This window comes from Chryseobacterium sp. S0630 (genome assembly GCF_024158915.1).
Taxonomy (GTDB): Bacteria; Bacteroidota; Bacteroidia; order Flavobacteriales; family Weeksellaceae; genus Chryseobacterium.
In genome coordinates, this window is sequence record NZ_JAMZGF010000005.1 from 100,609 (window position 1) to 124,481 (window position 23,873).

Annotated in this window: 27 protein-coding genes; 17 read left to right on the forward strand and 10 right to left on the reverse strand. The window is 36.4% G+C overall.

The features are described 5' to 3' along the window. Positions 1 to 162 precede the first annotated feature (162 nt). A complete protein-coding gene (locus NK356_RS03750) occupies positions 163 to 1,707 on the reverse strand; it encodes a serine hydrolase (RefSeq protein WP_253316280.1) in 1,545 nt (514 codons plus the stop codon). Positions 1,708 to 1,794: 87 nt separating this feature from the next. Between NK356_RS03750 and NK356_RS03755 the strand changes: the two genes are divergently transcribed. The 6 genes from NK356_RS03755 to NK356_RS03780 all read left to right on the forward strand — a co-directional run bounded on the left by NK356_RS03755 (position 1,795) and on the right by NK356_RS03780 (position 5,230). Then, positions 1,795 to 2,262, forward strand: a complete 468-nt coding sequence (locus NK356_RS03755) for a hypothetical protein (protein WP_156106394.1) — start codon at positions 1,795 to 1,797, stop codon at positions 2,260 to 2,262. Positions 2,263 to 2,320: 58 nt separating this feature from the next. Further along, positions 2,321 to 2,770 (forward strand): hypothetical protein, encoded by a 450-nt coding sequence (locus tag NK356_RS03760; RefSeq protein WP_034693367.1) that lies wholly within the window; start codon positions 2,321 to 2,323, stop codon positions 2,768 to 2,770. Next, entirely contained in the window at positions 2,770 to 3,267 is a 498-nt protein-coding gene (locus NK356_RS03765) for a metallophosphoesterase (RefSeq protein ID WP_034693364.1), read from the forward strand. Before NK356_RS03760 ends, NK356_RS03765 begins: the two co-directional genes overlap by 1 nt. Before the next feature lie 95 nt (positions 3,268 to 3,362). Continuing rightward, entirely contained in the window at positions 3,363 to 3,857 is a 495-nt protein-coding gene (locus NK356_RS03770; protein WP_253316281.1) for a Smr/MutS family protein, read from the forward strand. A gap of 18 nt (positions 3,858 to 3,875) precedes the next feature. Further along, positions 3,876 to 4,592, forward strand: coding sequence for a DUF3822 family protein (locus NK356_RS03775; RefSeq protein WP_253316282.1), 717 nt, complete (start codon positions 3,876 to 3,878; stop codon positions 4,590 to 4,592). 65 nt (positions 4,593 to 4,657) lie between these two features. Then, positions 4,658 to 5,230, forward strand: coding sequence for an RsmD family RNA methyltransferase (locus NK356_RS03780; RefSeq protein WP_034693359.1), 573 nt, complete (start codon positions 4,658 to 4,660; stop codon positions 5,228 to 5,230). Here the strand turns inward: NK356_RS03780 and NK356_RS03785 are convergent. Then, entirely contained in the window at positions 5,227 to 5,574 is a 348-nt protein-coding gene (locus tag NK356_RS03785; protein WP_034693356.1) for a helix-turn-helix domain-containing protein, read from the reverse strand. The genes NK356_RS03780 and NK356_RS03785 overlap by 4 nt on opposite strands. Before the next feature lie 84 nt (positions 5,575 to 5,658). Between NK356_RS03785 and NK356_RS03790 the strand changes: the two genes are divergently transcribed. Next, complete coding sequence (locus NK356_RS03790; protein ID WP_253316283.1) at positions 5,659 to 6,258, forward strand: nitroreductase family protein; 600 nt, start codon at positions 5,659 to 5,661, stop codon at positions 6,256 to 6,258. Between the two features lie 81 nt (positions 6,259 to 6,339). Here the strand turns inward: NK356_RS03790 and murI are convergent, their stop codons facing one another. From murI to NK356_RS03815, 5 genes are all read right to left on the reverse strand, one after another. Continuing rightward, positions 6,340 to 7,170, reverse strand: coding sequence for a glutamate racemase (murI, locus tag NK356_RS03795; RefSeq protein WP_034693761.1), 831 nt, complete (start codon positions 7,168 to 7,170; stop codon positions 6,340 to 6,342). A gap of 60 nt (positions 7,171 to 7,230) precedes the next feature. After that, complete coding sequence (hemW, locus tag NK356_RS03800; protein WP_253316284.1) at positions 7,231 to 8,355, reverse strand: radical SAM family heme chaperone HemW; 1,125 nt, start codon at positions 8,353 to 8,355, stop codon at positions 7,231 to 7,233. Positions 8,356 to 8,406: 51 nt separating this feature from the next. Beyond that, the gene (locus NK356_RS03805) at positions 8,407 to 9,357 is read right to left on the reverse strand and encodes a PorP/SprF family type IX secretion system membrane protein (RefSeq protein WP_034693352.1); all 951 of its coding nucleotides are present in this window, start codon (positions 9,355 to 9,357) and stop codon (positions 8,407 to 8,409) included. 51 nt (positions 9,358 to 9,408) lie between these two features. Further along, positions 9,409 to 10,482, reverse strand: coding sequence for an RluA family pseudouridine synthase (locus NK356_RS03810; protein WP_034693350.1), 1,074 nt, complete (start codon positions 10,480 to 10,482; stop codon positions 9,409 to 9,411). A gap of 73 nt (positions 10,483 to 10,555) precedes the next feature. Continuing rightward, a complete protein-coding gene (locus tag NK356_RS03815) occupies positions 10,556 to 11,653 on the reverse strand; it encodes a PASTA domain-containing protein (protein WP_253316285.1) in 1,098 nt (365 codons plus the stop codon). A gap of 156 nt (positions 11,654 to 11,809) precedes the next feature. On the opposite strand from NK356_RS03815, the gene NK356_RS03820 reads away from it, so the two are divergent. The 4 genes from NK356_RS03820 to NK356_RS03835 all read left to right on the forward strand — a co-directional run bounded on the left by NK356_RS03820 (position 11,810) and on the right by NK356_RS03835 (position 14,430). Further along, positions 11,810 to 12,793 (forward strand): D-alanine--D-alanine ligase, encoded by a 984-nt coding sequence (locus tag NK356_RS03820; RefSeq protein WP_034693347.1) that lies wholly within the window; start codon positions 11,810 to 11,812, stop codon positions 12,791 to 12,793. Between the two features lie 95 nt (positions 12,794 to 12,888). Next, positions 12,889 to 13,353 carry a pantetheine-phosphate adenylyltransferase gene (coaD, locus tag NK356_RS03825; protein WP_034693345.1) on the forward strand — a complete coding sequence of 155 codons (465 nt, stop codon included), beginning with the start codon at positions 12,889 to 12,891 and terminating at the stop codon, positions 13,351 to 13,353. 23 nt (positions 13,354 to 13,376) lie between these two features. Then, positions 13,377 to 13,748: a four helix bundle protein gene (locus NK356_RS03830; protein ID WP_253316286.1), complete on the forward strand. Its 372-nt coding sequence runs from the start codon at positions 13,377 to 13,379 to the stop codon at positions 13,746 to 13,748. A 49-nt stretch (positions 13,749 to 13,797) separates the two neighbouring features. Beyond that, positions 13,798 to 14,430, forward strand: coding sequence for a trimeric intracellular cation channel family protein (locus NK356_RS03835; RefSeq protein WP_253316287.1), 633 nt, complete (start codon positions 13,798 to 13,800; stop codon positions 14,428 to 14,430). Between the two features lie 311 nt (positions 14,431 to 14,741). Here the strand turns inward: NK356_RS03835 and NK356_RS03840 are convergent, their stop codons facing one another. Together NK356_RS03840 and NK356_RS03845 are read right to left on the reverse strand one after the other, a co-directional pair. Then, positions 14,742 to 15,311: a membrane protein gene (locus tag NK356_RS03840; protein WP_034693340.1), complete on the reverse strand. Its 570-nt coding sequence runs from the start codon at positions 15,309 to 15,311 to the stop codon at positions 14,742 to 14,744. A gap of 149 nt (positions 15,312 to 15,460) precedes the next feature. Beyond that, positions 15,461 to 15,958, reverse strand: a complete 498-nt coding sequence (locus NK356_RS03845; RefSeq protein ID WP_034693339.1) for a dihydrofolate reductase — start codon at positions 15,956 to 15,958, stop codon at positions 15,461 to 15,463. 73 nt (positions 15,959 to 16,031) lie between these two features. On the opposite strand from NK356_RS03845, the gene NK356_RS03850 reads away from it, so the two are divergent. The 5 genes from NK356_RS03850 to NK356_RS03870 all read left to right on the forward strand — a co-directional run bounded on the left by NK356_RS03850 (position 16,032) and on the right by NK356_RS03870 (position 20,474). Then, positions 16,032 to 16,637, forward strand: coding sequence for a LemA family protein (locus NK356_RS03850; protein ID WP_034693337.1), 606 nt, complete (start codon positions 16,032 to 16,034; stop codon positions 16,635 to 16,637). Between the two features lie 2 nt (positions 16,638 to 16,639). Then, a complete protein-coding gene (locus NK356_RS03855) occupies positions 16,640 to 17,068 on the forward strand; it encodes a TPM domain-containing protein (RefSeq protein WP_185103643.1) in 429 nt (142 codons plus the stop codon). Continuing rightward, positions 17,049 to 17,864 carry a YgcG family protein gene (locus NK356_RS03860; protein WP_034693334.1) on the forward strand — a complete coding sequence of 272 codons (816 nt, stop codon included), beginning with the start codon at positions 17,049 to 17,051 and terminating at the stop codon, positions 17,862 to 17,864. The genes NK356_RS03855 and NK356_RS03860 overlap by 20 nt, the downstream gene beginning before the upstream one ends. A 195-nt stretch (positions 17,865 to 18,059) precedes the next feature. Further along, positions 18,060 to 18,581, forward strand: coding sequence for an NAD(P)H-dependent oxidoreductase (locus tag NK356_RS03865; RefSeq protein WP_034693331.1), 522 nt, complete (start codon positions 18,060 to 18,062; stop codon positions 18,579 to 18,581). Between the two features lie 3 nt (positions 18,582 to 18,584). After that, positions 18,585 to 20,474 carry a monovalent cation:proton antiporter-2 (CPA2) family protein gene (locus tag NK356_RS03870; RefSeq protein ID WP_253316288.1) on the forward strand — a complete coding sequence of 630 codons (1,890 nt, stop codon included), beginning with the start codon at positions 18,585 to 18,587 and terminating at the stop codon, positions 20,472 to 20,474. A 1-nt stretch (position 20,475) separates the two neighbouring features. Here the strand turns inward: NK356_RS03870 and NK356_RS03875 are convergent, their stop codons facing one another. Beyond that, a complete protein-coding gene (locus tag NK356_RS03875) occupies positions 20,476 to 21,303 on the reverse strand; it encodes a DUF2807 domain-containing protein (RefSeq protein WP_253316289.1) in 828 nt (275 codons plus the stop codon). A gap of 257 nt (positions 21,304 to 21,560) precedes the next feature. Between NK356_RS03875 and NK356_RS03880 the strand changes: the two genes are divergently transcribed. After that, the gene (locus tag NK356_RS03880; RefSeq protein ID WP_253316290.1) at positions 21,561 to 23,702 is read left to right on the forward strand and encodes a M3 family metallopeptidase; all 2,142 of its coding nucleotides are present in this window, start codon (positions 21,561 to 21,563) and stop codon (positions 23,700 to 23,702) included. Positions 23,703 to 23,873 lie beyond the last annotated feature (171 nt).

Here is a 23,873-nt window from a genome sequence, read left to right on the forward strand (position 1 = left end):
TTCAGCTAAAGCCCGTTTCCTATTAAATTATATCAGTTCTAATTTTCAATCATTATTAAAATCAGTGTTATCTGTGAATAAATTAGTGGCATTCGTAGTTAACAAACAAAAAAGAACAGACCGAAGCCCATTCTTTTTAATATTTTTCTAAGATTTTATCTTTTACTTTCTTTTCAAATCCAGATCATCAAAATCAAAACTGAAATCCGTCACATCAGAGATCGCTTTCAATTTTGCAGATTCTGCTTTTCCGTTTTCATCATAGCTGAAAATAATGTAGGCATCCGCATCATAACTTCTGTCGTCCCATTTGATGATGAAAGAATTATTGGAATAAGGAAGCAATTCTCCTTTTAATCTTGGTGAATTTTTACATGAAATTCTGTAGGTATTTCCCTGCTGGGCAATGTCTACATCACCAAACCAAACATCGTTATACGTTCCTGTGAACTGCTCTGCTTTTGGTTGCAGCGCTTTTTCTTTTTTGAAGGCTTCAGACTTTGCAAAAGCATCTTTCTTCTGTTTGTTGAATTCAGCTTCCATTTTAGACATTCTGTCACCATAGGTTTTCAGCCAGTTTCTGTCGGTAACCCCAAGATAAGAATCTTTCACGGTATTGGTAATCGTGTTGAAGGCTGCTCCTGATTGCTGATTTGTCAAGACTACAATTCCCAACTTCATATCAGGAATTAAAGTAAACTGTGTAACCGTTCCAATCAAACCACCGGTATGTTGTACTTGCTTATGCCCTTTTACATCACTCAGAAACCATCCTAAACCATATCCGTAAAAACTTGTATCATATGGATTTTTTGCAGCCACTCTATCTGGAATTTGCAAGCTCCATAACTGTTGTACATTCTTATCAGAAACCAGCTTTTTACCATCTTTTGTAGTGAAGTTATTTAAAAGACATTCTGCCCAGGTTGTCATATCTTTGATATTACTCATGATTCCTCCAGCTGCATTGCCTGTCTCATTCCAGTCATGAGGAACAGCAATTGCTTTTCCGTCTACCGGAGCGTGTGCGTCAATTTTGTTTGCTGTAGCTTTTGCTCTGTTGTAGCTTCCGAAACTTGAAGTCATGCCTACAGGTTTCATAATTCTTTGCTCAATAAACTCTGCCCAGCTTAATCCGGAAACTCTGTGAATGACTTCTCCGGCCACAATAAACATGATATTGTTATAATCTAATTTTGTTCTGAAAGGATTCTCCGGTTTCAGGTATCTCACATTGTGAACGATATCATTAACAGTTAAATTTCCTCCTTCCGGAAAAAACATTAGATCTCCCTGTCCAAGTCCTAATCCAGCTCTGTGAGTGATAAGATCTTTGATCGTTACATTCTGAGAAACGTAAGGATCATACATTTGAAACTCAGGAATATATTTTGAAACTTTATCATCCCAGTTCAGTTTTCCTTCATCTGCTAAGATGGCTAATGCTGTACAGGTAAAGCCTTTTGAGTTGGAAGCAATCCCTACTAGCGTATTGTCATCCATCGGCTGCTTTGTTGTAAGAGAACGTACACCAAACCCTTTGGAATAGATCATTTTTCCATCTTTCACAATTCCTACCGACATTCCCGGTACATCAAAGGTTTTCAGGGTATTTTGGATCAGTTCATCCAGTTTTTTTTCTTCCACCTGCGCATTGGCCAATCCAACGGTCAAAAGAAAAATGAAAAAAGAAAGTTTACGTTTCATTGTTTATTTTAATTTTCCCAAATTTACTAAATATTACGCATGCTAATTTTAGCCGTGCTAAAACTTTACGATAAATCAGCAGTATTCATGAAAAAGCCTATTTGTATCTGTATTTTCTCTCTTTTCGCAATCAGTGGTATCAAAGCCCAGGACAGAACTTCCAATCCTTTACTTTTACAGACCTGGAATCTCAGTAAAATGGACACCTATATTTATACCTATGAAAAACAGGATGGTTTTGAAGCAAGAAGAGAAGGAATAAGATTTCAGAAAAATGGAAAAATCACAGGAAATCTGATTAAATCTACCTTAAGATATGATACCCTGGAAGAACCTGTAAATAAAAAAAATGAAAAGCCAGACCGTTATATCGGGAGCTGGAAAAAAGCTTCAGATTCTACAGTGACGTTAGTTTTCCCTTCTAATACCAATATGACCGGTACTTTTGTTATTTCAAAGCTTACAGAGAATCAACTGAAACTGAAAAAGGTTTTCAGCGCAGATATTGAAAAGAAAATGGATTCTATCAGAAAAACAAAAAATATTACTGATTAGGATCTCCTGTGAATTGATAAAAGCTTCTTTATATTTGCAGTCTTAAAAAAATAGTAAAATGACAGTTAACAGATTATTGACTTTCTTCTTATTGATGATAAGCTGTAATTTATACTTCTCTCAGGATGTAACCATCAAAGACGATAAAGTTTTACTGGATGGAAAACAGATCCTGAAAGCTGAAAAGATCAATGTAGCACAATATTCATTTTTCTCCATGAAAGATGATGAGGAAGTTCTTCTTTACAGATATATGGATAATGAAACGCCAAGTTATGTAAGTGATGATTATTTTATCCTGAATTTTCTGACAGAAAAGGTAAAGGTAGAATCTACTGATATCGGTAAAATTGCCAATTTTATGAATTCTAAAAAAGGGATGGAAAAGCTGGTGAAATGGTTATTGAAAGAAAGAGTCATTAATCATGACGGAGCACTGAATCCCGACCGTGTAGCCATTTTCAAAGATAAATACAACGAAAACATTACTGAAAGAACCCTTAGATAATGACAAAAGTTCTTCTCCTCTCCGACTCTCATTCTTATATTGATGACCGAATTCTGGAATATGCTTCTCAGGCTGATGAAGTATGGCATTGCGGAGATTTCGGAAGTCTGGATGTGATTGAACAGCTTGAAAAAATAAAACCACTGAAGGGTGTTTACGGAAACATTGATGATGCTAAAATTCAGGCTGAATTTCCGGAAGTGAACCGTTTCTTTTGTGAAAAACTGGAAGTTTTGATGATCCATATCGGAGGTTATCCGGGAAAATATACTCCACTTACAAAAAAAGAAATTGCAGAAAAAGCTCCGAAATTATTTATTTCAGGACACTCTCATATTTTAAAAGCAATGTATGACGAGAAAAACAGCCTTCTTCATCTTAACCCGGGAGCTTGCGGTAAACAGGGCTGGCATAAAGTGAGAACTATGATGCGCTTTGTGGTAGACGGTGAGGAAATCAAAGATCTGGAGGTCATTGAACTGGGACCAAGAGCCTGACGGGGTGAGAGGGTTTGAGAATTTGAGAGTTTGTGTTCATCCATTTTACTTTCTACCTTTGCAGAAATATTGGGTTCAGATAAGTCTTAAAAATTATGAAGATCGGCGATAAGGTTTCGGTAGTAGATGAAGATTTAAACGGAGTAATTACTTCCGTGAAGGGAAATATTGTCGTTTTTAAAGATGAATATGGTTTTACTCATCAATACCCTAAAGAAAAACTGGTTCCTAAAGATGCTGATCTTTATGAAAATATCAGAGTCGTAAGAAAAGCGGAACCTAAAAAAAATATTTCTAAGAAACATCAGAAAAATCATTTGGTTTTAGACCTGCATTTTCATAATTTGGTAAAGAATCCCAATGATTATGACAGTTTTGAAAGATTGTTTATTCAAAAGGAAAAACTGATTGAAGTGATTGAGTTTTGCAGAAAAAACAACCTGAAGAGACTGGAAATTGTTCACGGCATTGGTGACGGGACTTTGCAGAGGATGGTTCGGGATGTATTGGAAAGCCAGGTCAATATTGATTTTTATAATAAGGAAATACTTCACCATCAATCGGGTGCGGTAATGGTAGAATTTCACTAAATTTGCAGGAATTGAAATATGAACGTACTTAATTTACTTTTTACCAAAGACGGATTGATTTGCCAGATTGTTAAAAACAAAAACATTCTGGAGGAAAAGTCTTATTTCGTTACTGAAGAGACACCAGCCAATCTTATTGAACAAAAGCTGGACGAGGTTCTTATTAAGCAGCGCTATGAAGAAATCCATGTGATTTCAGCATTGAATCACTTCACCCTGATGCCGGAAGGTTTTTCCGAGCATGATGCAGGATTTGACCTGATTGCTTTCAACGCTCCCACAGACAGAGAAAAGGAAGAACTGATGCTTTCTATCAACAAGAAATTCAACATTCAGTTTTATTATACTTTCCCGAAAAATTACTATAAAAAAATAAAGGAACTGGCGATACCGGCTCATTTTAATTTCTCCGGAGAAAAGTTTCTAAGTTCTGTCAATAATAAAGCAGGTAAAGAAATTCACATCAATCTGTATCATAATCAGTGTGAGTTTTTTGCGATTGATAATAAAAAAATCATTCTTTATAATAATCTGGATGTGAATTCTGAAGTAGATTTCCTTTACTTCATTATGTTTACATTGAGCAAGATCGGTTTCGGAATCAATGAAACCACCTTTTATGCTTATGGAGAAACTACGGAAAATGAAACGTTTATTTCCGAACTTCAGAAATTTGTTAAAAACCTGAAAATTGTTTTTGACAATATTCCCAACAAGAATTTTATACTTAACTAGGTTGCAGGCCGCAGGTAATAGTCACCTGCTCCCTATAATCTACAACCTAAACCCTAACAAAAAATATGTTCAGAATCATATCAGGCAAATGGAAAGCCAAAAAAATTGCCGCTCCTAAAAACTTTGAAGTAAGACCTACAACCGATTTTGCGAAAGAGGCTTTATTCAGCATTCTGGAAAACAAATACGATATGCAGTCGATTTCCGTGCTTGATCTTTTTGCAGGAATTGGCTCTATTACCTTTGAATTTGCTTCCAGAGGATGCCAGAATGTAACGTCTGTGGAATTGAATCCAAAGCATACCGCATTTATCAACTCCACTGCTTCTGAGCTTGACATGGCACTTCAGATCAATGTACAGAGAGGTGATGTTTTTGACTGGTTAAAAAAATTCAGAAATAAAAAATCGTTCGAAATTGTTTTTTCTGATGCTCCTTTTGAAATGGAAGAGAAAAAATACCACGAGCTGATTTCTCTGGTTTTAAACAATAAATACCTGAAAGAAAACGGAATTCTTATTGTAGAGCACCAAAGCCGTATGAAGCTTGAACATCCTAATTTAATAGATACCCGAAAATACGGAAACGTAAGTTTCAGTTTTTTTGAACCAAATAAAGAAGATAATCAGGAACTTTAATTCCTGATTATTTTTTTTGATATTACGGGAGATTCTTCACCCCATTTTGTTATAGCTTCTAACACGGGTAAAAGTGTCTTTCCAAAGTCTGTCAATTCATATTCTACCACTAAAGGAGGTTTTTCCGTAAAAACTTTTCTGTCTACAATTCCGTCTTCTTCCAATTGTTTTAGCTGTAAACTCAACGTTCTTTCCGTAATGGTAGGAATGGATTTTCTTATCTCGTTATAACGCTTAGCTCCACCAATAAGATGGTGTAAAATTACTGCTTTCCACTTCCCTCCTATAAATTTCATTGTCACACTGGTACAGCAGGGATACGATTTATTATCTATTGTATACATTTTTATACTATCATTTTTTACCGTTATTGCAAAGTTAAGAAACTTAAATTACTTTTGTAACTATAAAAATGATAGTATAAAATTATGAACTTTTTAGACCAAATGAAAAACAGGTATACTGTAAAAAAGTATAACCCACAGGGAAAAATCAGTGAAGAACAAATTGCAACACTTCAGGAGATTTTAAATTTAAGTCCTTCATCCATTAACAGCCAGCCATGGAATTTTATCTTTGTGAATGATCCGGAACTGAAAAGGCAATTAGGGGAGAAGTCTTATTTCAATAAAGAAAAAGTGTTGGACAGCAGCCATATTATTGTCTTTCAGGTGATCAAAAATATAGAAAACTTTGAAAAGCAAATTGAAGAAAATCTTCCGGAAGGTTCTGTTAATTATTACCGGACTATGGTAAAACCTAAAGGAGAAGATGCCATAAAATCATGGCTTGGCCATCAGGTCTATTTATCATTAGGAGTACTTTTGTCTGCATGTGCAGCAATGGGAATAGATTCTACGCCAATGGAGGGAATTGAACCTGAAGGATATGACGCTGTTCTGAATAATGAAAAATATGAAACTTTATTTGCTGTAGCCATCGGGGAAAGAGATGAAGCAGATGCCAATCAGCCTAAATTCAATCCTAAGAAAAGACTGGATGCTGAAAAGGTAATTGTGGAGGCATAATTTTAAACACGAATTTCACAAACTATTTCACAAAGAACACAAATAAAAAGTCTGCTTCAATAGAGAGGCAGACTTTTTTATTTATAATACTTTCAATTCTAAATCAATTGTTTTTCCGAAGAACTTCTTTGAAATTTTCTCGAAATTCTTGGTAATATCCGAAAGATAGAAATGATAATTCGGTTTTGAATTGTGATCATTTAGGAGGTTATACTTATCCAAAATGATCTTCAGGTGATTGGCCACAATATTCGGAGAGTCTATTACACGTACTCTGTTTCCGTAGTACTGCTTGATTTCATCAATTAAAAGAGGATAATGAGTACAACCCAGAATCAACGTTTCGATATTCTTTAATTTATTATTACTTAAATAATTATAAATAATAGCATGAGTAATCGGATGATTTTTAAAACCTTCTTCAATGGCAGGAACCAATAATGGTGTTGCCAATTCGTCTACTTTGATCCATTTATTATGTTTTCGGATGCTCTTTTTGTAAAGCCCTGAATTCACAGTTGCTTTGGTAGCAATTACTCCTACATTATTATGGATTTCGTAAGAAACTTTTTCAGCAACAGGATTAATAACATCTATGACCGGAACTTTTCCTGCAACAGACTGCATGACCTCATTCAAAGCATTCGCAGTTGCCGTATTACAGGCAATAACAATGGCTTTGCAATTCTGCTCCAGCAGAAAATTGGTAATCTTTGTAGAATATTCAATAATCGCATCCTTGGATTTTTCTCCGTATGGAAGATGCTTTGTATCTCCAAAATAGATCAGATCTTCGTTAGGAAGAAGTCTTTTAATTTCTTTGGCAACGGTAAGACCTCCTACCCCGCTGTCGAAAATTCCGATAGGCTGGCTTGGTGAAAGATGTGAATAATCTTGTTTTTTCGTTTTCAAATGAGTTGAAATTTTATACAAAAATAGTGAATTTTATGGCATCCTGTATACATCCAGCTATTATACAATAAACAAATCCGAAGCAATTCCGTCTGCCATAAACCAATGTTTTTCAGGAATTTTTAAATGATCGTTCTCTATGATCAAAATACCTTCCTCTATTTTAGATTTAGTTTCTCTCTGAAAGTGTTCTAACATTCTCTCTGAAAATTTAGTTTTTAAACTTTCCAGATCAACGCCCCAAATGGTACGCAAACCAATCATAATCATTTCATTAAACTGATCTTCCTGAGAAAGGATTTCTTCCTCTTTGGCAAGAAGTTTATCATTCAGTTTTTTAATGTACTGCTGATTATTGGCTACATTCCAGCTTCTGACATCAAATCCGTTATAGGAATGTGCTGATGGTCCTATTCCAAGATATTCATTGTATTTCCAATAGGCAGAATTGTGTCGTGAGTAGAAACCAGGTTTGGCAAAATTAGACACTTCGTAATGTTCAAAACCATTGTCTTTTAAAAAGTTGGAGAGATAATAGAATTCTTTGTTTTGCTCTTCTTCTTTGGGACTTTTTATTTTCCCTTTTGAAATCCAGTTTTCCAAAGCTGTTTTAGGCTCAACCGTCAATGCATAAGATGAAATATGAGGAACTTCTAAAGCAATTGTCTTATTCAGGTTTTCTTTCCAGATTTCAAGATTGGAAGTGGGTGAACCATAGATCAGGTCAATACTCAGGTTTTCAAAGCCAAAATCCTGTGCCCGTTTGATGGAACTTTCTGCTTCGGAAGCACTGTGAGCTCTGTTCATCAGTTTCAGATCTTCTTCAAAAAAGCTTTGAGTTCCAATAGAAAGTCGGTTTACAGGTGTTCCTACCAGTTGTTTTAAAAAGTTTTTATCCAAATCATCGGGATTGGCTTCCAGAGTGACTTCAATATCTTTTTCAAAACTGAAATATTTCAGAACATCATCTATTAAAGAACGGATCTCATCCACTGAGAGAATAGAAGGAGTTCCACCTCCAAAATACAGGGATTTCAGATTTTTATTCTGTAACTCATCTTTTCTTAATAGTATTTCAGTTTTCATGGCACGAAGCATTTCATCCTTGAAATTCAGGGATGTTGAAAAATGAAAGTTACAATAACTGCATTTTTGTTTACAGAACGGAATGTGAATATATATCATAAAAAAAGCTCTGAAAAATTTCAGAGCTCAAATTTATTTAAATTAAATTAATTAGTATCTAAATCCTCTAGCATTAATGAAGTTGTCGAAGTTATACCCCAGACCAATCATGAAGCTGTTTCCTCCATAGCTCTGGATGTCAGACAATCCAAGGTTATAAGTAGCTCCGATCATGAATTTGTTGAATCTTACTTTTACAATTGGAGAGATACTCAGGTTCTGATTGTCAAATCTGTTCTGAACCGTTCTGTAGCTTACCCCGAAAGAGAATGCGTTGATATCATTAGAGAATGTCGCCATCAAGTTCCAGTCGACCATTCTCGTTGAGTTTGTATTAAGGTTAATCAATGCTGAAGGTGCTAATGTAATGTTGTCAGCAATGTTCCAGTTGTATCCTAAATTTAAGAAGAATTTAATTGGAGAAGGCTCGTAGTTGTTTACGATAGAAGCATCATTACTTAATGCGATATCATTTACGGAAACACCCCCGAATAAACCTCTGTAGGTAGCAGCCAAACCGAAGTTTGCATATACCATAAAGATATTACTTTCTTCACCTCTTAATAATGGGTCACCACCTTCTTCAGTATTGATTTTTGAATAATCAAAATTCATGTTATAGAAGTTAACACTTGTACCGAAAGAGAACTGGTCTTTTCTGTCTCCTTCACTACTCAGTGGAATAAAATATGAAGCACCAGCCGTGATACCACCCGCAGAGATCGGTCCGTTACTGTCTCTGAACACGGAAATACCAGCACCTACTCTATCAAAGATATTCGCATTCATCCCGATTGACTGAACATTGGGAGAATTACTGAATTTTGAAAATTGTTGTTGATAATTGGCGTTGAGCTGTACGTAATCTGTTTTTCCGTATTGAGCTGGGTTGAACAGGAACTCACCATCCAAAAGATATTGCTGATAGTATGGTAGTGATTCTTGTGCTTTGTATGCATTTGACAAAAGAGCTAAACATACGATAGCATATAGTTTTCTCATAACAAATCTTGATTTCAATTCAACAAATATAAAAAAAATCTCAATATATTTTTAGTTTTCTAAATAATTTCTCCATTTTTTTACAGCATCCGCCATATCTTTGGGCATTGGGCTCTCAAAATATAATTCCTTTTTTGTTGTTGGGTGTATAAATCCAAGGGTATGTGCATGAAGAGCATGTCTTGGCAAAATTTCAAAAACATTTTTAATAAATTGCTTGTATTTTGGAAGATTTACCCCTCTTAAAGGCGTATGTCCTTCATATCTTTCATCATTAAACAAAGTATGCCCTATATGTCTGAAATGCGCCCTGATCTGATGCGTTCTTCCCGTTTCAAGCTTACATTCCACCCAGGTCATATACTTGAATCTTTCGAGCACCTTATAATGGGTCACTGCGTGTTTTCCCTGGCTGCCATCTTCATAAACAGACATCTGCATTCTGTTTTTAGGATGTCTTCCGATATGGCCTCTGATTGTCCCCTCTTCATCCTGCATATTTCCCCATACAAAAGCCCAATACAGTCTTTTCGTAGTTCGGTTAAAGAATTGTTTTGCCAGGAAGCTTAATGCATATTCATTCTTGGCAATCACCAACAGTCCGGAGGTATCTTTATCAATTCTGTGAACAAGCCCTACTCTGTCAAGATCGGATTTCTCACCATTCTTCTCAAAATGGAAGGCCAGTGCATTCACCAATGTTCCGTCCCAGTTTCCAAATCCTGGGTGTACCACCATTCCCGCTTCTTTATCCACTACAACAAGGTCATCATCTTCATAAATGATATTTACAGGAATATCCTGCGGAATAATAACATTTTCTCTCGGAGGATGGGTAAGCAGTACAGAGATCTGATCTCCCGGTTTTACACGGTAATTCTGCTTCACCGCCGTTCCGTTCACTATCACATTTCCGGCTCTGCAGGTCTGTGAAATTTTATTCCTTGAAGAATTCTGTCTGTAAATTAAAAGGAACTTATCAATTCTTAATGGTTCCTGCTTGCTGTCAACAGTGATATTAAGATGTTCATACAAACCTTTATTTTCCTCGTCAATATCGATGTTCTCAATACTGTTGGAATCTAATAATTCTTCATCTAAAAAATCGTCGTTATCTTCTGACATTGTTTTATATTTTTTACACAAAAGGCTTCAACATTTTATAGTTGAAGCCTGTATTTTTGATATTAGTCTGATCTTATTCTACGACAACCTTCTTAGCTTTTGGCTTTTGAGCAGGCTGTTGTGTTGTTGTTGCTGTGGCAGGTTTAGCTGTACTTCCAGCTGTATGAGTACCGTTCCCTGCAGATGTTTTAGGTTTTTCAACAGTTGCAGCAGCTGGTTTAGCTGCTGTAGTCTGAGTTTTAGGGGTCTCTGTCTTCGGAACTTCCGGTTTTGGAGTTTCTCTTTTAGGAGCTGGAGCGGGTACTACCGGAGCATCATAACTTGGCTCACTATGCACTTCTTCATATCGTACCGGAGGAAGTGAAGTATCCACTTTCATACGATAAATAGAATTCAACTGCTCTACTTTTGCTCTTAATTCTGCCGGAGTTTTCTTACTTGCCCAAAGGTCAATCTGCATTCCCTGATCACGAACATCTCCGGAAGCCGGATCCTGATAATAAATAATATCAGATTCATCTTTACTTCCATCTTCATGCTCTACCAGTCCTACTTCAAACATACTCTTGGCAATTACAACTCTTGCTTCTTTTACCGTAAGTCCTACAACATTCGGAATAGAAATATTTCTCATTGGCCCCGATCCTACCACAACATCAATCGTAGAGAATCTTGGTAAACGGGTACCTGGGTTCACAGCGTTTCCTTTATACAATATTCTTAAAAGGGCATCTTTCTGAATACTAGGCTCATAAATCGTATCACCGATTTTAAGACCTACCTGATCCAATCTCTGGAATGCCAGTCCTGAATATTTATTAATAACATTCGGCACCGCAATAGGAGCCCATGTTCTCGGATTTACTTTAAGCGTTACAGTTCTTCCGTCTTTTACACGGGAACCTGGCGCAGGATATACCTGCAATACCTGGAATGGTCTGTATTTCGGGTCGTAATTGGCACTGTCTACTTCATATTCCAGTCCTGTATCATCTAATATTTTAACGGCATCATGTACCGATTTATTTACAATATTGGGAACAGGAATTTCCTGACCGTGGTTAGTATGGTACTCCAACCAGCGAAATGTGAGCCATACCAGCCCAACGAAAACACCGATGGCTACTACTAAATTCAGTAAAACTTTCCAATTGAAAAGTGATTTAAGCATACTTAAAAATACTTTAATTATAACCGCAAATATAGCTAATAATTTTAGAATGGACTTTTTATTTAACACAATTCATTTTTGATTTTAAAATTTGCCGATTTCCCATATTGCATTGCATAAAATGATTAAATTTGCCTTAATTGATACTATATGGTTATGAATAAAAAAAGTGTTGCCGTAGTGATGGGAGGCTATTCTGATGAATACGTCGTTTCTTTAAAAAGCGGACAATTGATTTATGATTCTCTGGACAGAAATCTCTATGACGTATATAAAGTAGTAGTCCTTAAAGATGAATGGTATTTTTTAGGTGAAAATGATAAAAAACATGCCATCAACAGAGGTGATTTTTCTGTGACTTTAGATAATGGTGAAACCTTAAAATTTGATGCCTGCTTCAATATTATCCACGGAACTCCGGGAGAAAATGGAATTCTTCAGGCATACTGGGATGCAATCGGCCAAAAATATACAGGTTGTGATTTTTACCAGAGTGCACTTACTTTCAATAAAAAAGACACTCTTGCTGTATTATCAAAATACGGAATTCCTTCCGCAAAAAGTATTTATTTAAGAAAAGGCGAAGACATCAATGTAGATGAAATTGTATCAGAGCTTAACCTTCCCCTGTTTGTAAAACCAAACCAATCCGGATCTTCTCTGGGAATTTCCAAAGTAAAAGAAAAATCTGAATTGATTGCTGCTACTGAAATTGCCTTCAAAGAAGATAATGAAATCCTGATCGAAAGTTTCCTGGATGGAATGGAAGTTTCTGTGGGAGTTATTGATTTTAAAGGAGAAACTATTGTATTAGGGATTACGGAAATTGTTCCTACCAATGAGTTCTTCGATTATGAAGCGAAGTATGAAGGTGCTTCTGAAGAAATTACGCCTGCAAGAATTGATGAAGAAACTACAAAAAGAGTGGAAGAAATTGCCAAAAGAGCTTACAATTCATTAGGAATGAGTGGTTTTTCAAGAAGTGAATATATTCTGATGAACGGAATTCCTTACATGCTGGAAATGAATACCAACCCAGGATTCTCTCCTGCCAGTATTCTTCCTCAGCAGGCAAGACATTATGGAATTTCCATCATGGATCTTTGTGGAAATGAAGTAGAAAAAGCACTTAATAAGTAAATATAGAAGTTAGAAATTAGAGGTTAGAAGTTAGAAATAATAAATACATAGCTTTTAACTCATAATACACTACTCAAAATCATAACTCGTACAACATGAAAATTGCTGTTTTTCCAGGGTCTTTTGACCCGATTACACTAGGACATTACGACATTATAGAAAGAGCGGCACCGCTATTTGATAAATTAATCATCGCTATCGGGCAGAACTCTCAGAAAAAATATATGTTCCCTCTTGAAAAAAGAATGGAATTTATTCAGAACTCTGTAGCAGAATTTCCCAATGTGGAAGTAGACTCCTTCGAAGGCTTAACGGTAGATTACTGTTTTGAAAAAAATGCACAGTATATCATCAGAGGATTAAGAAACCCGGCTGATTTTGAATTTGAAAAAGCAATTGCCCATACCAACAGAACTTTAGCTCACAAAAAACTGGAAACCGTATTCTTACTGACTTCTTCAGGAAAATCTTTCATCAGCAGCAGCATTGTAAGGGAAGTTATTAACCACGGCGGCGAATATGAACTGATGGTTCCGGACTCTGTGAGAGTGGAAAGATAAATATAAGTAATGAGCAATAAGTAATGAGTAATTTTGATAGGGTAGATTTTAACCAAATTTTCCGGGAAAGAACCAAAAACTTTTCTATTGCTATCATTAAAACTCTTTCTTCATTACCTTTTTCGGATGACATTTCAATAATTAGAAAACAAATTATCAGATCTTCAACTTCTGTGGCAGCCAATTACAGAGCGGTATCCAGAGCAAGATCGGAGAAAGAGAAATCTGCTAAAATATGCATCGTAGTCGAAGAAATTGATGAAACTCAACTTTGGCTTGAAATTATTGAAGAATTAGAATATGTAAGTCCGGAAAAAATTTTACATTTAAAAACAGAATGTGAAGAACTTGTAAAAGTTATGACTACCTATAAGTTTAAATTATCTCAAATTTAAATGGCATAATTTTTATTACTCATTGCTCATTACTTATCATTCATAATATATGCACGAACAGTTCAATTTTGCGATAGAAGTCCTTGGGACCATTGCCTTTTCCATGTCCGGAAGTTTTGCAGCGATGCAGAAACGGCTTGATCCGTTCGGAGTGCTTATTATTGCATTTGTAACTTCTGTGGGAGGAGGAACTGTAAGAGATCTGTTACTGGATATCCCTGTATTCTGGATGCATGATATTCTTATGTGTACCCTGATTCTGGCGACCAGTATTTTTTCCATGATATTCAAATCTCTTGAAAAGAACTTTAAGGTAACCTTATTTATTTTCGACAGCTTCGGGCTTGGACTATTTACCATTATCGGAGTTCAGAAAGGATTAAATGCTGGAATTCATCCTATGATCTGTATTGCATTAGGAACTATTACAGGCTGTTTCGGAGGGATTATCCGGGATATATTACTCAATAGAATTCCATTAATTTTCAGAAAGGAAATTTATGCCACAGCATGTATCGTAGGTGGAGCAGCATTTTTGCTGATGACCCAATATACCACACTGTCATACACTTTCATTCAGATTTTCACCATTTTACTCATCGTTGCCATTCGAACTTTCGCAGTGAAATACCACTGGCAGATGCCAAAATTTTACGGATATGATCAAAACTCGGAAATGTAATTTAAAAACCATTCTTGTTCGATAAAATTTAAATAGAATTAACAGGTCGCTCCTCCGGAGCTTTATTTTATGGGGATTTCATTTTTCTACTAACAGCAGATCCCGATGGGATCAAATTTAGCTCCAATGGGAGCTGACTGTTAATAGAACGTATTTGTTTTAAAATGAGAGCTCCGGAGGAGCGACCTGCTAATTCATAGCGTAAATATTAATATTTTCAATGTATTTATACTTTTTATCGGACAGTAATGGGTCGTACAAAAAAGACTGTCCTTTTAGGACAGCCTCTTTTATATTATTTGTTAGATTGACTAGAAGAATTTTCCTCTGTTTCTCATATTTGGATTATGCATATGCTTCTGCATGGTTGGCATTTTCAACTGATCTTTCATCATTTTGATCTGATCTGTCATCATTCCTGCGCTGTCTAGTCTTTTTGCCTCTTCCAGCAACTTCTGACCTTCCTGCTTTCTTCCTTTAGAAATAGCAGCTGCTGCAAGATTCAAAGTAGCCATTGCTCTGTCGTGTTTCATATTCAAACCATACTCTAAAGCCTTCTTCATGAAAGGTTCTACTTTAGCAGGGTGATCCTGAGCTTGTGTCAGTCCTGATAAATAGTGAAAATATCCATACTGAGTCTTATGAAGTTGTCCTTTATAATCTGTTATCTTGGATAACCATTCTCCGGCTTTTTCCATATTTTGTTTTCTCAATTGCCAGAATGCCAACAAGATATACTCATTTTTAAAGAAGAGTAAGATAGGAAATGCAGCCAAAAGAAAAACAACAATACCCCATCCAAGATTTCTTGTGAAAATCATCATATAAAGTCCTAACAGGATAAGAACTGCTGCTACTGCAATTTTTATGTATTTATTCATTATTAAATTTTAGAAGTGCAAAGATAATAAATTTAGAGCTTAAAGTTCAAAAAGTCAATTGTGAATGGTCAATTCGCTGCGCTTATTAATTTTTGTATCTGTAAGAAAATTCACGATTCACTTTGCGAAGCAAAATTGACTATTGACATCTAATCTTCTTTTTTGATTTTTTCAAACGTCTGGAAACAGAAATCATAGCCATTCTTTTCATCTTTCTCATGGCAGATTTCGTTGGTCATTTTCCAGATTTTAGGATCTATTTTCGGAAAGAATGTATCAGCCTGAAGATCTGCTTTCACCAAAGTAACTTCAAGTCTGTCCACAACATCCATAGTCTGCTCATAGATATTTCCTCCTCCGATAACAAAAACTTCTTCGTCAATCTTCTTAGCAAATTTCAATGCTTCTTTGATGCTTCCTACGATAAGAATTCCTTCCTCAAACCAGTCTTTCTTTCTTGACACAACAATGTTGGTACGGTTCGGAAGAGCTTTTCCAATACTTTCATAGGTCTTTCTCCCCATAATAATCGGATGCCCTGAAGTAATATCTTTAAAATGTTTCAAATCTTTGGGAAGATGCCAAAGCAACTGGTTTTCAAAACCAATTTCATTTTTCTCTCCCATTGCCACCACTATTGTTGTCATTCAAATAATTTTTTACAAAATTAGCACATAATTTGTATATTTGGTTAGCACAAAAAATTTAAAAAAATAAACTATGAAAAATAAAGGATGTCTGGGTGCAGGAACCATTGGTATTGCCCTTCTTATTATTGTTGCTATTCTATTCTTCTGGGGAAAAAGCGGATATAACAGCTTTGTCAACAAAGAACAGACGGTAAACGCAAAATGGTCTAATGTAGAGACTGTATATCAGAAAAGAGCGAACCTTATTCCTAACCTGGAAAGAACCGTAAAATCGTATTCAAAATTTGAGCAGGAAACTTTAACACAAGTTGTGGAAGCTCGTTCTAAAGCAACTTCTATCAATATTGATCCTACGAATATGACCGAAGCTGATCTGGCAAAATTCCAGGCAGCACAAGGAGAATTATCGGGTGCATTAAGCAGATTGATGGCTGTAGTAGAGTCTTATCCTAACCTAAAAGCAGATCAGCAGTATATCAACTTCCAAAGAGAATATACCGCTATCGAAAACAGTATCAGAACTGAAACGGTTTACTATAATGATGCTGCGAAGGATTACAACACTTCCATCAAGACTTTCCCGAATAATATTCTGGCGAATTTCACCAACTTCAAAGAAAAACCTTATTTCAAAGCTGACGCAGGCGCTCAGAAAGCCCCTGAAGTATTCAAATAATAATGGGTAATTTCCTAACAAATCAACAGATCGCTTCCCTTGTGGAAGCGATTCAATCTGCGGAAGATCATTCTACAGGAGAGATCAGAGTGCATATTGATTCCAACACGGAAAACCGTGATGCCAGAACTGCATTTGATGTTTTCAAAAAACTGGATATGGATAAAACAGCAGACAGAAATGCAGTGCTTTTCCATGTCAATTTTGAACAAAAATACCTTACCATCATTGGAGATATTGGAATTCATGAAAAAGTAAAACAGTCTTACTGGGATCATCTTCACGATTATATCACCGCTGAATTTGCCAAAGGAAATTATTATCAGGCGCTGAAAAGTGCTATCCTGGAAACAGGACTTGAACTCAAAAAACATTTTCCTGTAGAAGGAGAAAATCCAAACCAACTCCCAAATGAAATTACGTTCTCTTAAAATAGTATTTTCATTTTTACTACTCTGCTTTTACACTTTTGTATCAGCACAATACACCATTCCTGAAAAGCCTGCAGTGCTCTATCCTGTTTTTGATGAAGCCGGATTGCTTTCTCAGCAGGAAAAAGATGCACTTAATAATAAACTAATCAAGTTTGCAGATTCTACCTCAACGGAAATTGAAGTCGTCATCATCCGCTCTACCAAAGGGGAAGATGTGAATTTTCTGGCAACCATGTTCGGGGAAAAATGGAAAATCGGAAAAAAGGGTGTGGATAACGGAGTGGTTTTCCTTATTGCCACAGAAGACAGAACCATGTCTATCCAACAGGGACGTGCTGTAGAGCAATATCTTACTGCTTCAGTAGCAGGACAAATCTTAGATTACATCGTCACTCCAAATTTCAAGAAAGGACTTTGGTATGATGGAATCAATGGTGGAACCTCAGCTATTATGGAGGCTGTTGAAGGAAAATTCAAACCTGTAGCTACAACAGCTCCTTCCGGTAATGGAAGTGCCTTTAAAGTTCTTATCATTGCTTTTATTATTTTCATCATTATTGCTATCCTTTTTGGAAACAGAGGAGGCGGACGTGGTGGAAATAATGACGACGATGATGATGTGATCATTACCAGAAGAGGACGCAGAAATTATCCTGGCGGTTTCTTCCCATTCCCAGGCGGCTTCGGAGGAGGTGGCTTTGGCGGTGGAAGTTCCGGCGGCGGTGGCGGCGGATTCGGAGGCTTCGGCGGTGGCGGAAGTTTTGGAGGCGGTGGCGCATCCGGAGGTTGGTAAATTAATAAGTCAATTTAAAATTTATATAGAAATCAGATCATCACGATCTGATTTTTTTATTTAAAATCTAAAATAACCTCATTTTTTTAACTTTTATTAATGGTAAATTGACCTTTACGTATTAAAAAATTAACAAAAGCGTTAAAAAAATACCGTTTATTCAATATTTTTCTTATATTTACTGAAAACAGGATTATGAAGAAGACGCTGGTAGTATTTGCACACCCTTATCTGGAGCACTCCAATTCGAATGTAGAGCTCATCAATTTCTACGTTCGCCACCAGCATTATACCCTAAGAGATCTTTACGAAGAATATCCTGACTTTCATATCGCAGCTTTCCGGGAAAGAAAGCGTCTTAAAAATTACGAACGTTTTGTTTTCCAGTTTCCCCTGATATGGTTCGGAATGCCTCCTCTTCTCAGATTATGGATTGATGAAGTTTTCGACAGAGACTGGCTTAAAGAAGGTGAACATAATCCTCTGGAAGGAAAAGAAGTCTATATTCTCGTAACCACCGGCGGAAAAGAAAGATCTTTCAGTAAAACCGGCACTTATCAATATACCATAGATGAACTCATCAGCGGGCTTATTGTTTCATTAAAGGTCTTCAAAGCAGATATTAAGCATATCAAAATCGTATACGAAGCCAACAAGCTCTCTAAAAAAGAAATTATTTTACATAAAAAAGAATTTACAGAACTCCTCAATCAATAGCATATGGAATCCAGCTTAGCGATGAACACATTAATTTTTCTCGGTGTAGCCATTATTATGGTTCCATTAGCCAGGAAATTTGGGTTGAGTTCTGTCATCGGTTATATTTTAGGAGGAATTATCATAGGTCCTTATGCCCTTAAACTTACAGGAAACAATGTCAATGACATTATGCATGCCAGCGAGTTTGGAGTGATCATGCTTTTGTTTTTGGTAGGTCTGGAACTGGAGCCCCGGAAATTCTGGGAAATGCGAAAGAAAATAATGGGTCTGGGACTGTCTCAGATGGCTCTTACCATTCTTCTGCTTTTCCTGGTATTCACAAGCGTAGGCTGGAGAGTAGACAAAGCGATAGCTATTGCCATGTGCTTTGCTCTATCTTCCACTGCCATTGTTCTGCAGACTTTACAGGAAAAAAATAATCTCAAAACTACCGCTGGAGAAGCTTCATTTTCTACCCTGTTGTTTCAGGACATTTCGGTGATTCCTATTCTTGCAATATTGCCTATTCTGGCCAATTATAAAGCCAAGCATCATGACAATGAAATTCAGATTCTGATCCAGAAACTCCCGGAGTGGCTTCAAGCCGGAACGGTTATTTTTGGAGTGGCATTGCTTATTTTGCTGGGTAGATATGTCTTTGTTCCTTTCCTGCGTTATGTTTCAAAATCAGGAATGTCAGAGCTATTGACTGCTTCTTCATTATTTTTGGTTATTGGGGTTTCAGAGCTGATGGTTGTTATTGGCCTTTCCCCTGCATTAGGAGCTTTCCTCGCTGGAGTAATGCTTGCCAACAGTGAATTCCGTCATGAGCTGGAAGCACAAATAGATCCTTTCAAAGGCCTGCTTTTAGCTGTTTTCTTTGTGAGTGTAGGATCAACCATTAATTTTAATATCATTCAGAAGGATCCCTTATTTATTTTCAGTACTGTTTTTGCCGTGCTGGCCGTAAAATTTGTGGTTTTATATGTAATCGGAAAGTTTTTCAGGATAGATACTCCTCAAAGTCTTTTTTATGCTTTTGCCCTTTCTCAGGTAGGAGAATTTGCATTTGTACTGCTTAACTATGCATCAGACCTTTATCTTTTAGGTCCTGAGATGAATGCTCAGATGATGGCTGTTACGGCAATCACCATGTGTATCACTCCTATTCTTCTGATCATTAATGACAAGTTTATTACTCCAAAATTTATTAAAGAAATTCCCGAAGAGGAACATGATTATAATATTCTCGACAGCAATGTGGCTCAAAAGAAAATCATTATTGTAGGTTTTGGGCATTTCGGAAGTACAGTAGGACGTCTTTTAAAAGCCAATAAAATACCAGCTACCGTTTTGGATCGTGATTCTGACCGTGTTAAACTGCTAAGAAGCTATGGTTTTAAAGTGTATTATGGTGACGCAACGAGGATTCCTATTTTAAGGGCTGCCGGAATTGAAGATGCTGAAATTCTGGTTTTATGTCTGGATGATCCGGATGATAATAAATTCATTGCGGAACTTGTCCGTGAACATTATCCTAAAGTAAAAATTTTTGTAAGAGCAAAAAATAGGATTGATGCCTATGATTATCTGAACAATGGCGTCAATCATATTTACCGTGAAACACTAGGAACAGCTGTGGATATGGCCGTGGATGTACTTCATGAAACAGGAATGAGAAAATATGCTGCAAGACGTCTTGGCCAAAGGTTTATGGCTATTGATAAAGCATCTGTCCGAAAGCTGGCAAAAATGAAGGAAAACAATGATGACATTACTCTGTTTACCACAAAAGAAATCCTCCAGCGTGAGGAGGAATTATTAGCATACGATAATCTTAATTTTGATAATAAAAACTGGGAAGGTTCCTCATCCACCGATGAAGAAGATGAGGAAGAATCCCAGGATTAGTTTATTGGATGTTTACGCTTCCACCGCTACTTTCGTCTTTTATCACACTCTTAAGCTCTCCTTTTTTCGAGATATCCACACTTCCTCCGGATGAAGCACCTGCATTCACACTGGAAACAGCACTGATATGAATACTTGCTCCACTGGAAGCATCAGCTTCTACATTATCAGCAATAACTCCTTTTGCAGAAACGCTGCTTCCTGAAGAAGCACTTACGTCTACCTTTTTTGCTTTACCGGAAAGATCAAGAGTTGATCCTGATGAAGATTCAATATCAAGGTTTACTGCCCATATTTTCCCATCGAAGCTGCTGCTGCTGCTTACATTGATGGCCATATCATTAGCCTCAAGATCTCCGGAAATACTTCCTGCACTTGATGCTTCAACATCTGTTTTTTCCTGAGTAAATTTATCTTTTATAATAATTCTCGCAGCTGAATCAGCAACAAGCTTACTAAAATCTTTTGTATAAATTTTAGCTGTCACTTTGCTGATGTTCATCACTCTGATCCCCGGCTTATAATGAATATGCAGTTTTCCGCCATCATTTTCCACCAGAATTTCGTCAATGATACTTTGAGGTGCCGAGATTTCCACTTTCTCGGTTTCAGATTTTATAATTTCTGCTTCAATAGCCTGTGAAACCTGAATTTCATCAAAGTCTCCGTTAAATTCTTTATGCTGTATCGGGCCGTTTTCTTTGCTGACTACTTTCTCTACCCAATTACTTCTGTCTCCTTCTCTGTCTCTGTTTCGGTTCTCATGTTTATCATTACATGAGGCCAATGCCGCTAAGGCTGAAAAAATAAATAAAGTCCTTGTTTTCATGCTTATTTCTTTTGTTAATTATTTTTGTTGGTTTCTTTCATTAAATGACAACTAATTTATGAAAAATATTACATTACATTTGAAAATACTGCAACTGTATGCAATACTGATTTTTCAGAAAAGACATTCCCGATTCATAGGTACTTAAAAGATTCATTGTAAAACACTCATACAACAGGTTACATAAATACATTCGCCAAAATACATCCTATGATGCAAGTTTTTAATATCTTTATGCTTTAATAACAACTATATTTATGAAGAATATTTCATCGGTATTATTAATTTCTGCCTTGGCGTTCAATCAATCTTGTACTACAATGAAACAGACCGATATTCAACAGGAGCTACCTGCACCTGATCCCTCTTTATCTTCAAATCCTTTTATGAAGAAGAGCAAGCTTCAGTACGAAGCTCCGGAGTTTGACAAAATCAAAAACGAACACTTCAAACCTGCTTTTAATTATGGTTTAAAGCAACATGAAGCTGAAATTATAAAAATTGCCAATAATCCGGCTGCTCCTACTTTTGAAAATACTATCGTTGCATTGGAAAAAAGTGGTGAAGTACTGAGAAGAGCACAAATTGTATTCTCAAACCTTACCAGTGCGAATACAAACCCTGTTTTGCAGGCTTTGGATGAAGAATATGCACCTATCTTTGCTGCACATTCTGATAAACTATACCTGAATGAAAATCTTTTTAAAAGAATACAATCCATCAAAGAAGATGGTCTGGATTCTGAAAGCAAAAGACTTTTACAATATTATAAGCAGAATTTTGAAATCGCAGGAGCAAACCTTTCTGCAGCTGATAAAGAAAAATTAAAGCAGCTTAATCAGGAACTGGCTTCTCTTTCTACTCAATATGCCAACAAATTACTGGAAGCAAGAAAGCAGGGAGGTGTATTTTTCTCTGACGCAAAAGAGCTTGACGGACTTTCTGCAGATGAAATCGCTGCTGCAGCAGCTGACGCCAAAACGGCAGGACAACCAGGAAAATATCTTCTGGCTTTACAAAATACAACGCAACAGCCTCTTCTTCAGAATTTAAAAAACAGAGCTACGAGAGAAAAACTTTTCAAAGCTTCATGGACCAGAGCTGAGAAAGGAGATGCCAACGATACGAGATCTACCATCGAGCAGCTTGCTAAACTAAGACTGAAGAAAGCACAGATTTTAGGCAAGAAAAACTTTGCGGAATGGAAACTTCAGGATCAAATGGCAAAAACGCCTGAAGCAGCAACTAAGCTTATGAATCAGATTGCTACTCCGGCAGTGGAAACAGCAAGACGTGAAGCAAAAGATATTCAGGATCTTATTGATCAGCAGAAAGGAGGTTTCAAAGTAGAACCTTGGGACTGGAATTTCTATGCTGAACAGGTAAGAAAAGCTAAGTTTGATCTTGATGAAAGTGAAATAAAACCTTATTTTGAAATCACAACCGTTCTTGAAAAAGGAGTTTTCTTCGCTGCTGAAAAATTCTACGGACTGACTTTCAAAAAAAGAACAGACCTTCCGGTTTATCATCCGGATGTTGTAACATATGAAGTTTTCGATCACGATGGAAAATCTATCGCTATTTACTATCTGGATTTCTATACAAGAGATTCTAAAAACGGTGGAGCATGGATGAGTAATTTTGTAGAACAGTCTTACTTATTAGGAACAAAACCTGTAATTGTTAACTGCTATAATTATCAGAAACCGGCACCAGGAAAACCTTCATTAATCAGCTATGATGATGTTTCAACGATCTTCCATGAATTTGGTCACTCTATTCACGGAATGTTTGCCAGCCAGAAATATCCTTCACTTTCAGGAACGAATGTACCGAGAGACTTCGTAGAATTCCCATCTCAGATCAATGAGCACTGGGCTTTAGATCCGGTTGTTCTGAAGAATTATGCTGTACATTATGAAACAAAACAGCCTATTCCACAGGCTTTGGTAGATAAGATCAAAAAAGCATCTACTTTCAATCAAGGGTACATGACTACAGAGTTAGTTTCTGCTGCTGAACTTGATATGGATTGGCATACAGTAAGCAATGACAGCCAGTTTATTCCTGTTCTGGATTTTGAAAAACAATCTTTAGCAAACCATGGATTCAATTTGGCAACAGTTCCGCCAAGATATCACACTCCTTATTTTGCTCACATCTGGGGAGGTGGATATTCTGCAGGATACTACGCCTATTTATGGTCTGAAACATTGGATAATGATGCATGGGAATGGATCAGTAAAAATGGAGGGTTAACCAGAGAAAATGGTGACCGTTTCAGAAAATATATTCTTTCTGTAGGAAATTCTGTAGACCTGAATCAGGCATTCAGAGACTTCACAGGACATGATCCGGATATCAAACCTTTATTGAGAAACAGAGGGTTTATTAAATAAATCAATGGAAGCATTCTTTAATTAGAGTGCTTCTTTTTTTTACGTATTTGCGATACATAAAATTTTCTATGTTTCGGCTGAAGCCGGTGGATTTTTGTTTATTTATTTTGAACGGGCTAAAGCCCGTTTCTATTGAATATATAATAATTCAACATATTAATTCCATTATAA

Coding starts and splice junctions, on each gene's coding strand:
- NK356_RS03750 (WP_253316280.1), bottom strand. CDS start 1,707: ATGAAACGTAAACTTTCTTTTTTCATTTTTCTTTTGACCGTTGGATTG.
- NK356_RS03755 (WP_156106394.1), top strand. CDS start 1,795: ATGAAAAAGCCTATTTGTATCTGTATTTTCTCTCTTTTCGCAATCAGT.
- NK356_RS03760 (WP_034693367.1), top strand. CDS start 2,321: ATGACAGTTAACAGATTATTGACTTTCTTCTTATTGATGATAAGCTGT.
- NK356_RS03765 (WP_034693364.1), top strand. CDS start 2,770: ATGACAAAAGTTCTTCTCCTCTCCGACTCTCATTCTTATATTGATGAC.
- NK356_RS03770 (WP_253316281.1), top strand. CDS start 3,363: ATGAAGATCGGCGATAAGGTTTCGGTAGTAGATGAAGATTTAAACGGA.
- NK356_RS03775 (WP_253316282.1), top strand. CDS start 3,876: ATGAACGTACTTAATTTACTTTTTACCAAAGACGGATTGATTTGCCAG.
- NK356_RS03780 (WP_034693359.1), top strand. CDS start 4,658: ATGTTCAGAATCATATCAGGCAAATGGAAAGCCAAAAAAATTGCCGCT.
- NK356_RS03785 (WP_034693356.1), bottom strand. CDS start 5,574: ATGTATACAATAGATAATAAATCGTATCCCTGCTGTACCAGTGTGACA.
- NK356_RS03790 (WP_253316283.1), top strand. CDS start 5,659: ATGAACTTTTTAGACCAAATGAAAAACAGGTATACTGTAAAAAAGTAT.
- hemW (WP_253316284.1), bottom strand. CDS start 8,355: ATGATATATATTCACATTCCGTTCTGTAAACAAAAATGCAGTTATTGT.
- NK356_RS03805 (WP_034693352.1), bottom strand. CDS start 9,357: ATGAGAAAACTATATGCTATCGTATGTTTAGCTCTTTTGTCAAATGCA.
- NK356_RS03810 (WP_034693350.1), bottom strand. CDS start 10,482: ATGTCAGAAGATAACGACGATTTTTTAGATGAAGAATTATTAGATTCC.
- NK356_RS03815 (WP_253316285.1), bottom strand. CDS start 11,653: ATGCTTAAATCACTTTTCAATTGGAAAGTTTTACTGAATTTAGTAGTA.
- NK356_RS03820 (WP_034693347.1), top strand. CDS start 11,810: ATGAATAAAAAAAGTGTTGCCGTAGTGATGGGAGGCTATTCTGATGAA.
- coaD (WP_034693345.1), top strand. CDS start 12,889: ATGAAAATTGCTGTTTTTCCAGGGTCTTTTGACCCGATTACACTAGGA.
- NK356_RS03830 (WP_253316286.1), top strand. CDS start 13,377: ATGAGTAATTTTGATAGGGTAGATTTTAACCAAATTTTCCGGGAAAGA.
- NK356_RS03835 (WP_253316287.1), top strand. CDS start 13,798: ATGCACGAACAGTTCAATTTTGCGATAGAAGTCCTTGGGACCATTGCC.
- NK356_RS03840 (WP_034693340.1), bottom strand. CDS start 15,311: ATGAATAAATACATAAAAATTGCAGTAGCAGCAGTTCTTATCCTGTTA.
- NK356_RS03845 (WP_034693339.1), bottom strand. CDS start 15,958: ATGACAACAATAGTGGTGGCAATGGGAGAGAAAAATGAAATTGGTTTT.
- NK356_RS03850 (WP_034693337.1), top strand. CDS start 16,032: ATGAAAAATAAAGGATGTCTGGGTGCAGGAACCATTGGTATTGCCCTT.
- NK356_RS03855 (WP_185103643.1), top strand. CDS start 16,640: ATGGGTAATTTCCTAACAAATCAACAGATCGCTTCCCTTGTGGAAGCG.
- NK356_RS03860 (WP_034693334.1), top strand. CDS start 17,049: ATGAAATTACGTTCTCTTAAAATAGTATTTTCATTTTTACTACTCTGC.
- NK356_RS03865 (WP_034693331.1), top strand. CDS start 18,060: ATGAAGAAGACGCTGGTAGTATTTGCACACCCTTATCTGGAGCACTCC.
- NK356_RS03870 (WP_253316288.1), top strand. CDS start 18,585: ATGGAATCCAGCTTAGCGATGAACACATTAATTTTTCTCGGTGTAGCC.
- NK356_RS03875 (WP_253316289.1), bottom strand. CDS start 21,303: ATGAAAACAAGGACTTTATTTATTTTTTCAGCCTTAGCGGCATTGGCC.
- NK356_RS03880 (WP_253316290.1), top strand. CDS start 21,561: ATGAAGAATATTTCATCGGTATTATTAATTTCTGCCTTGGCGTTCAAT.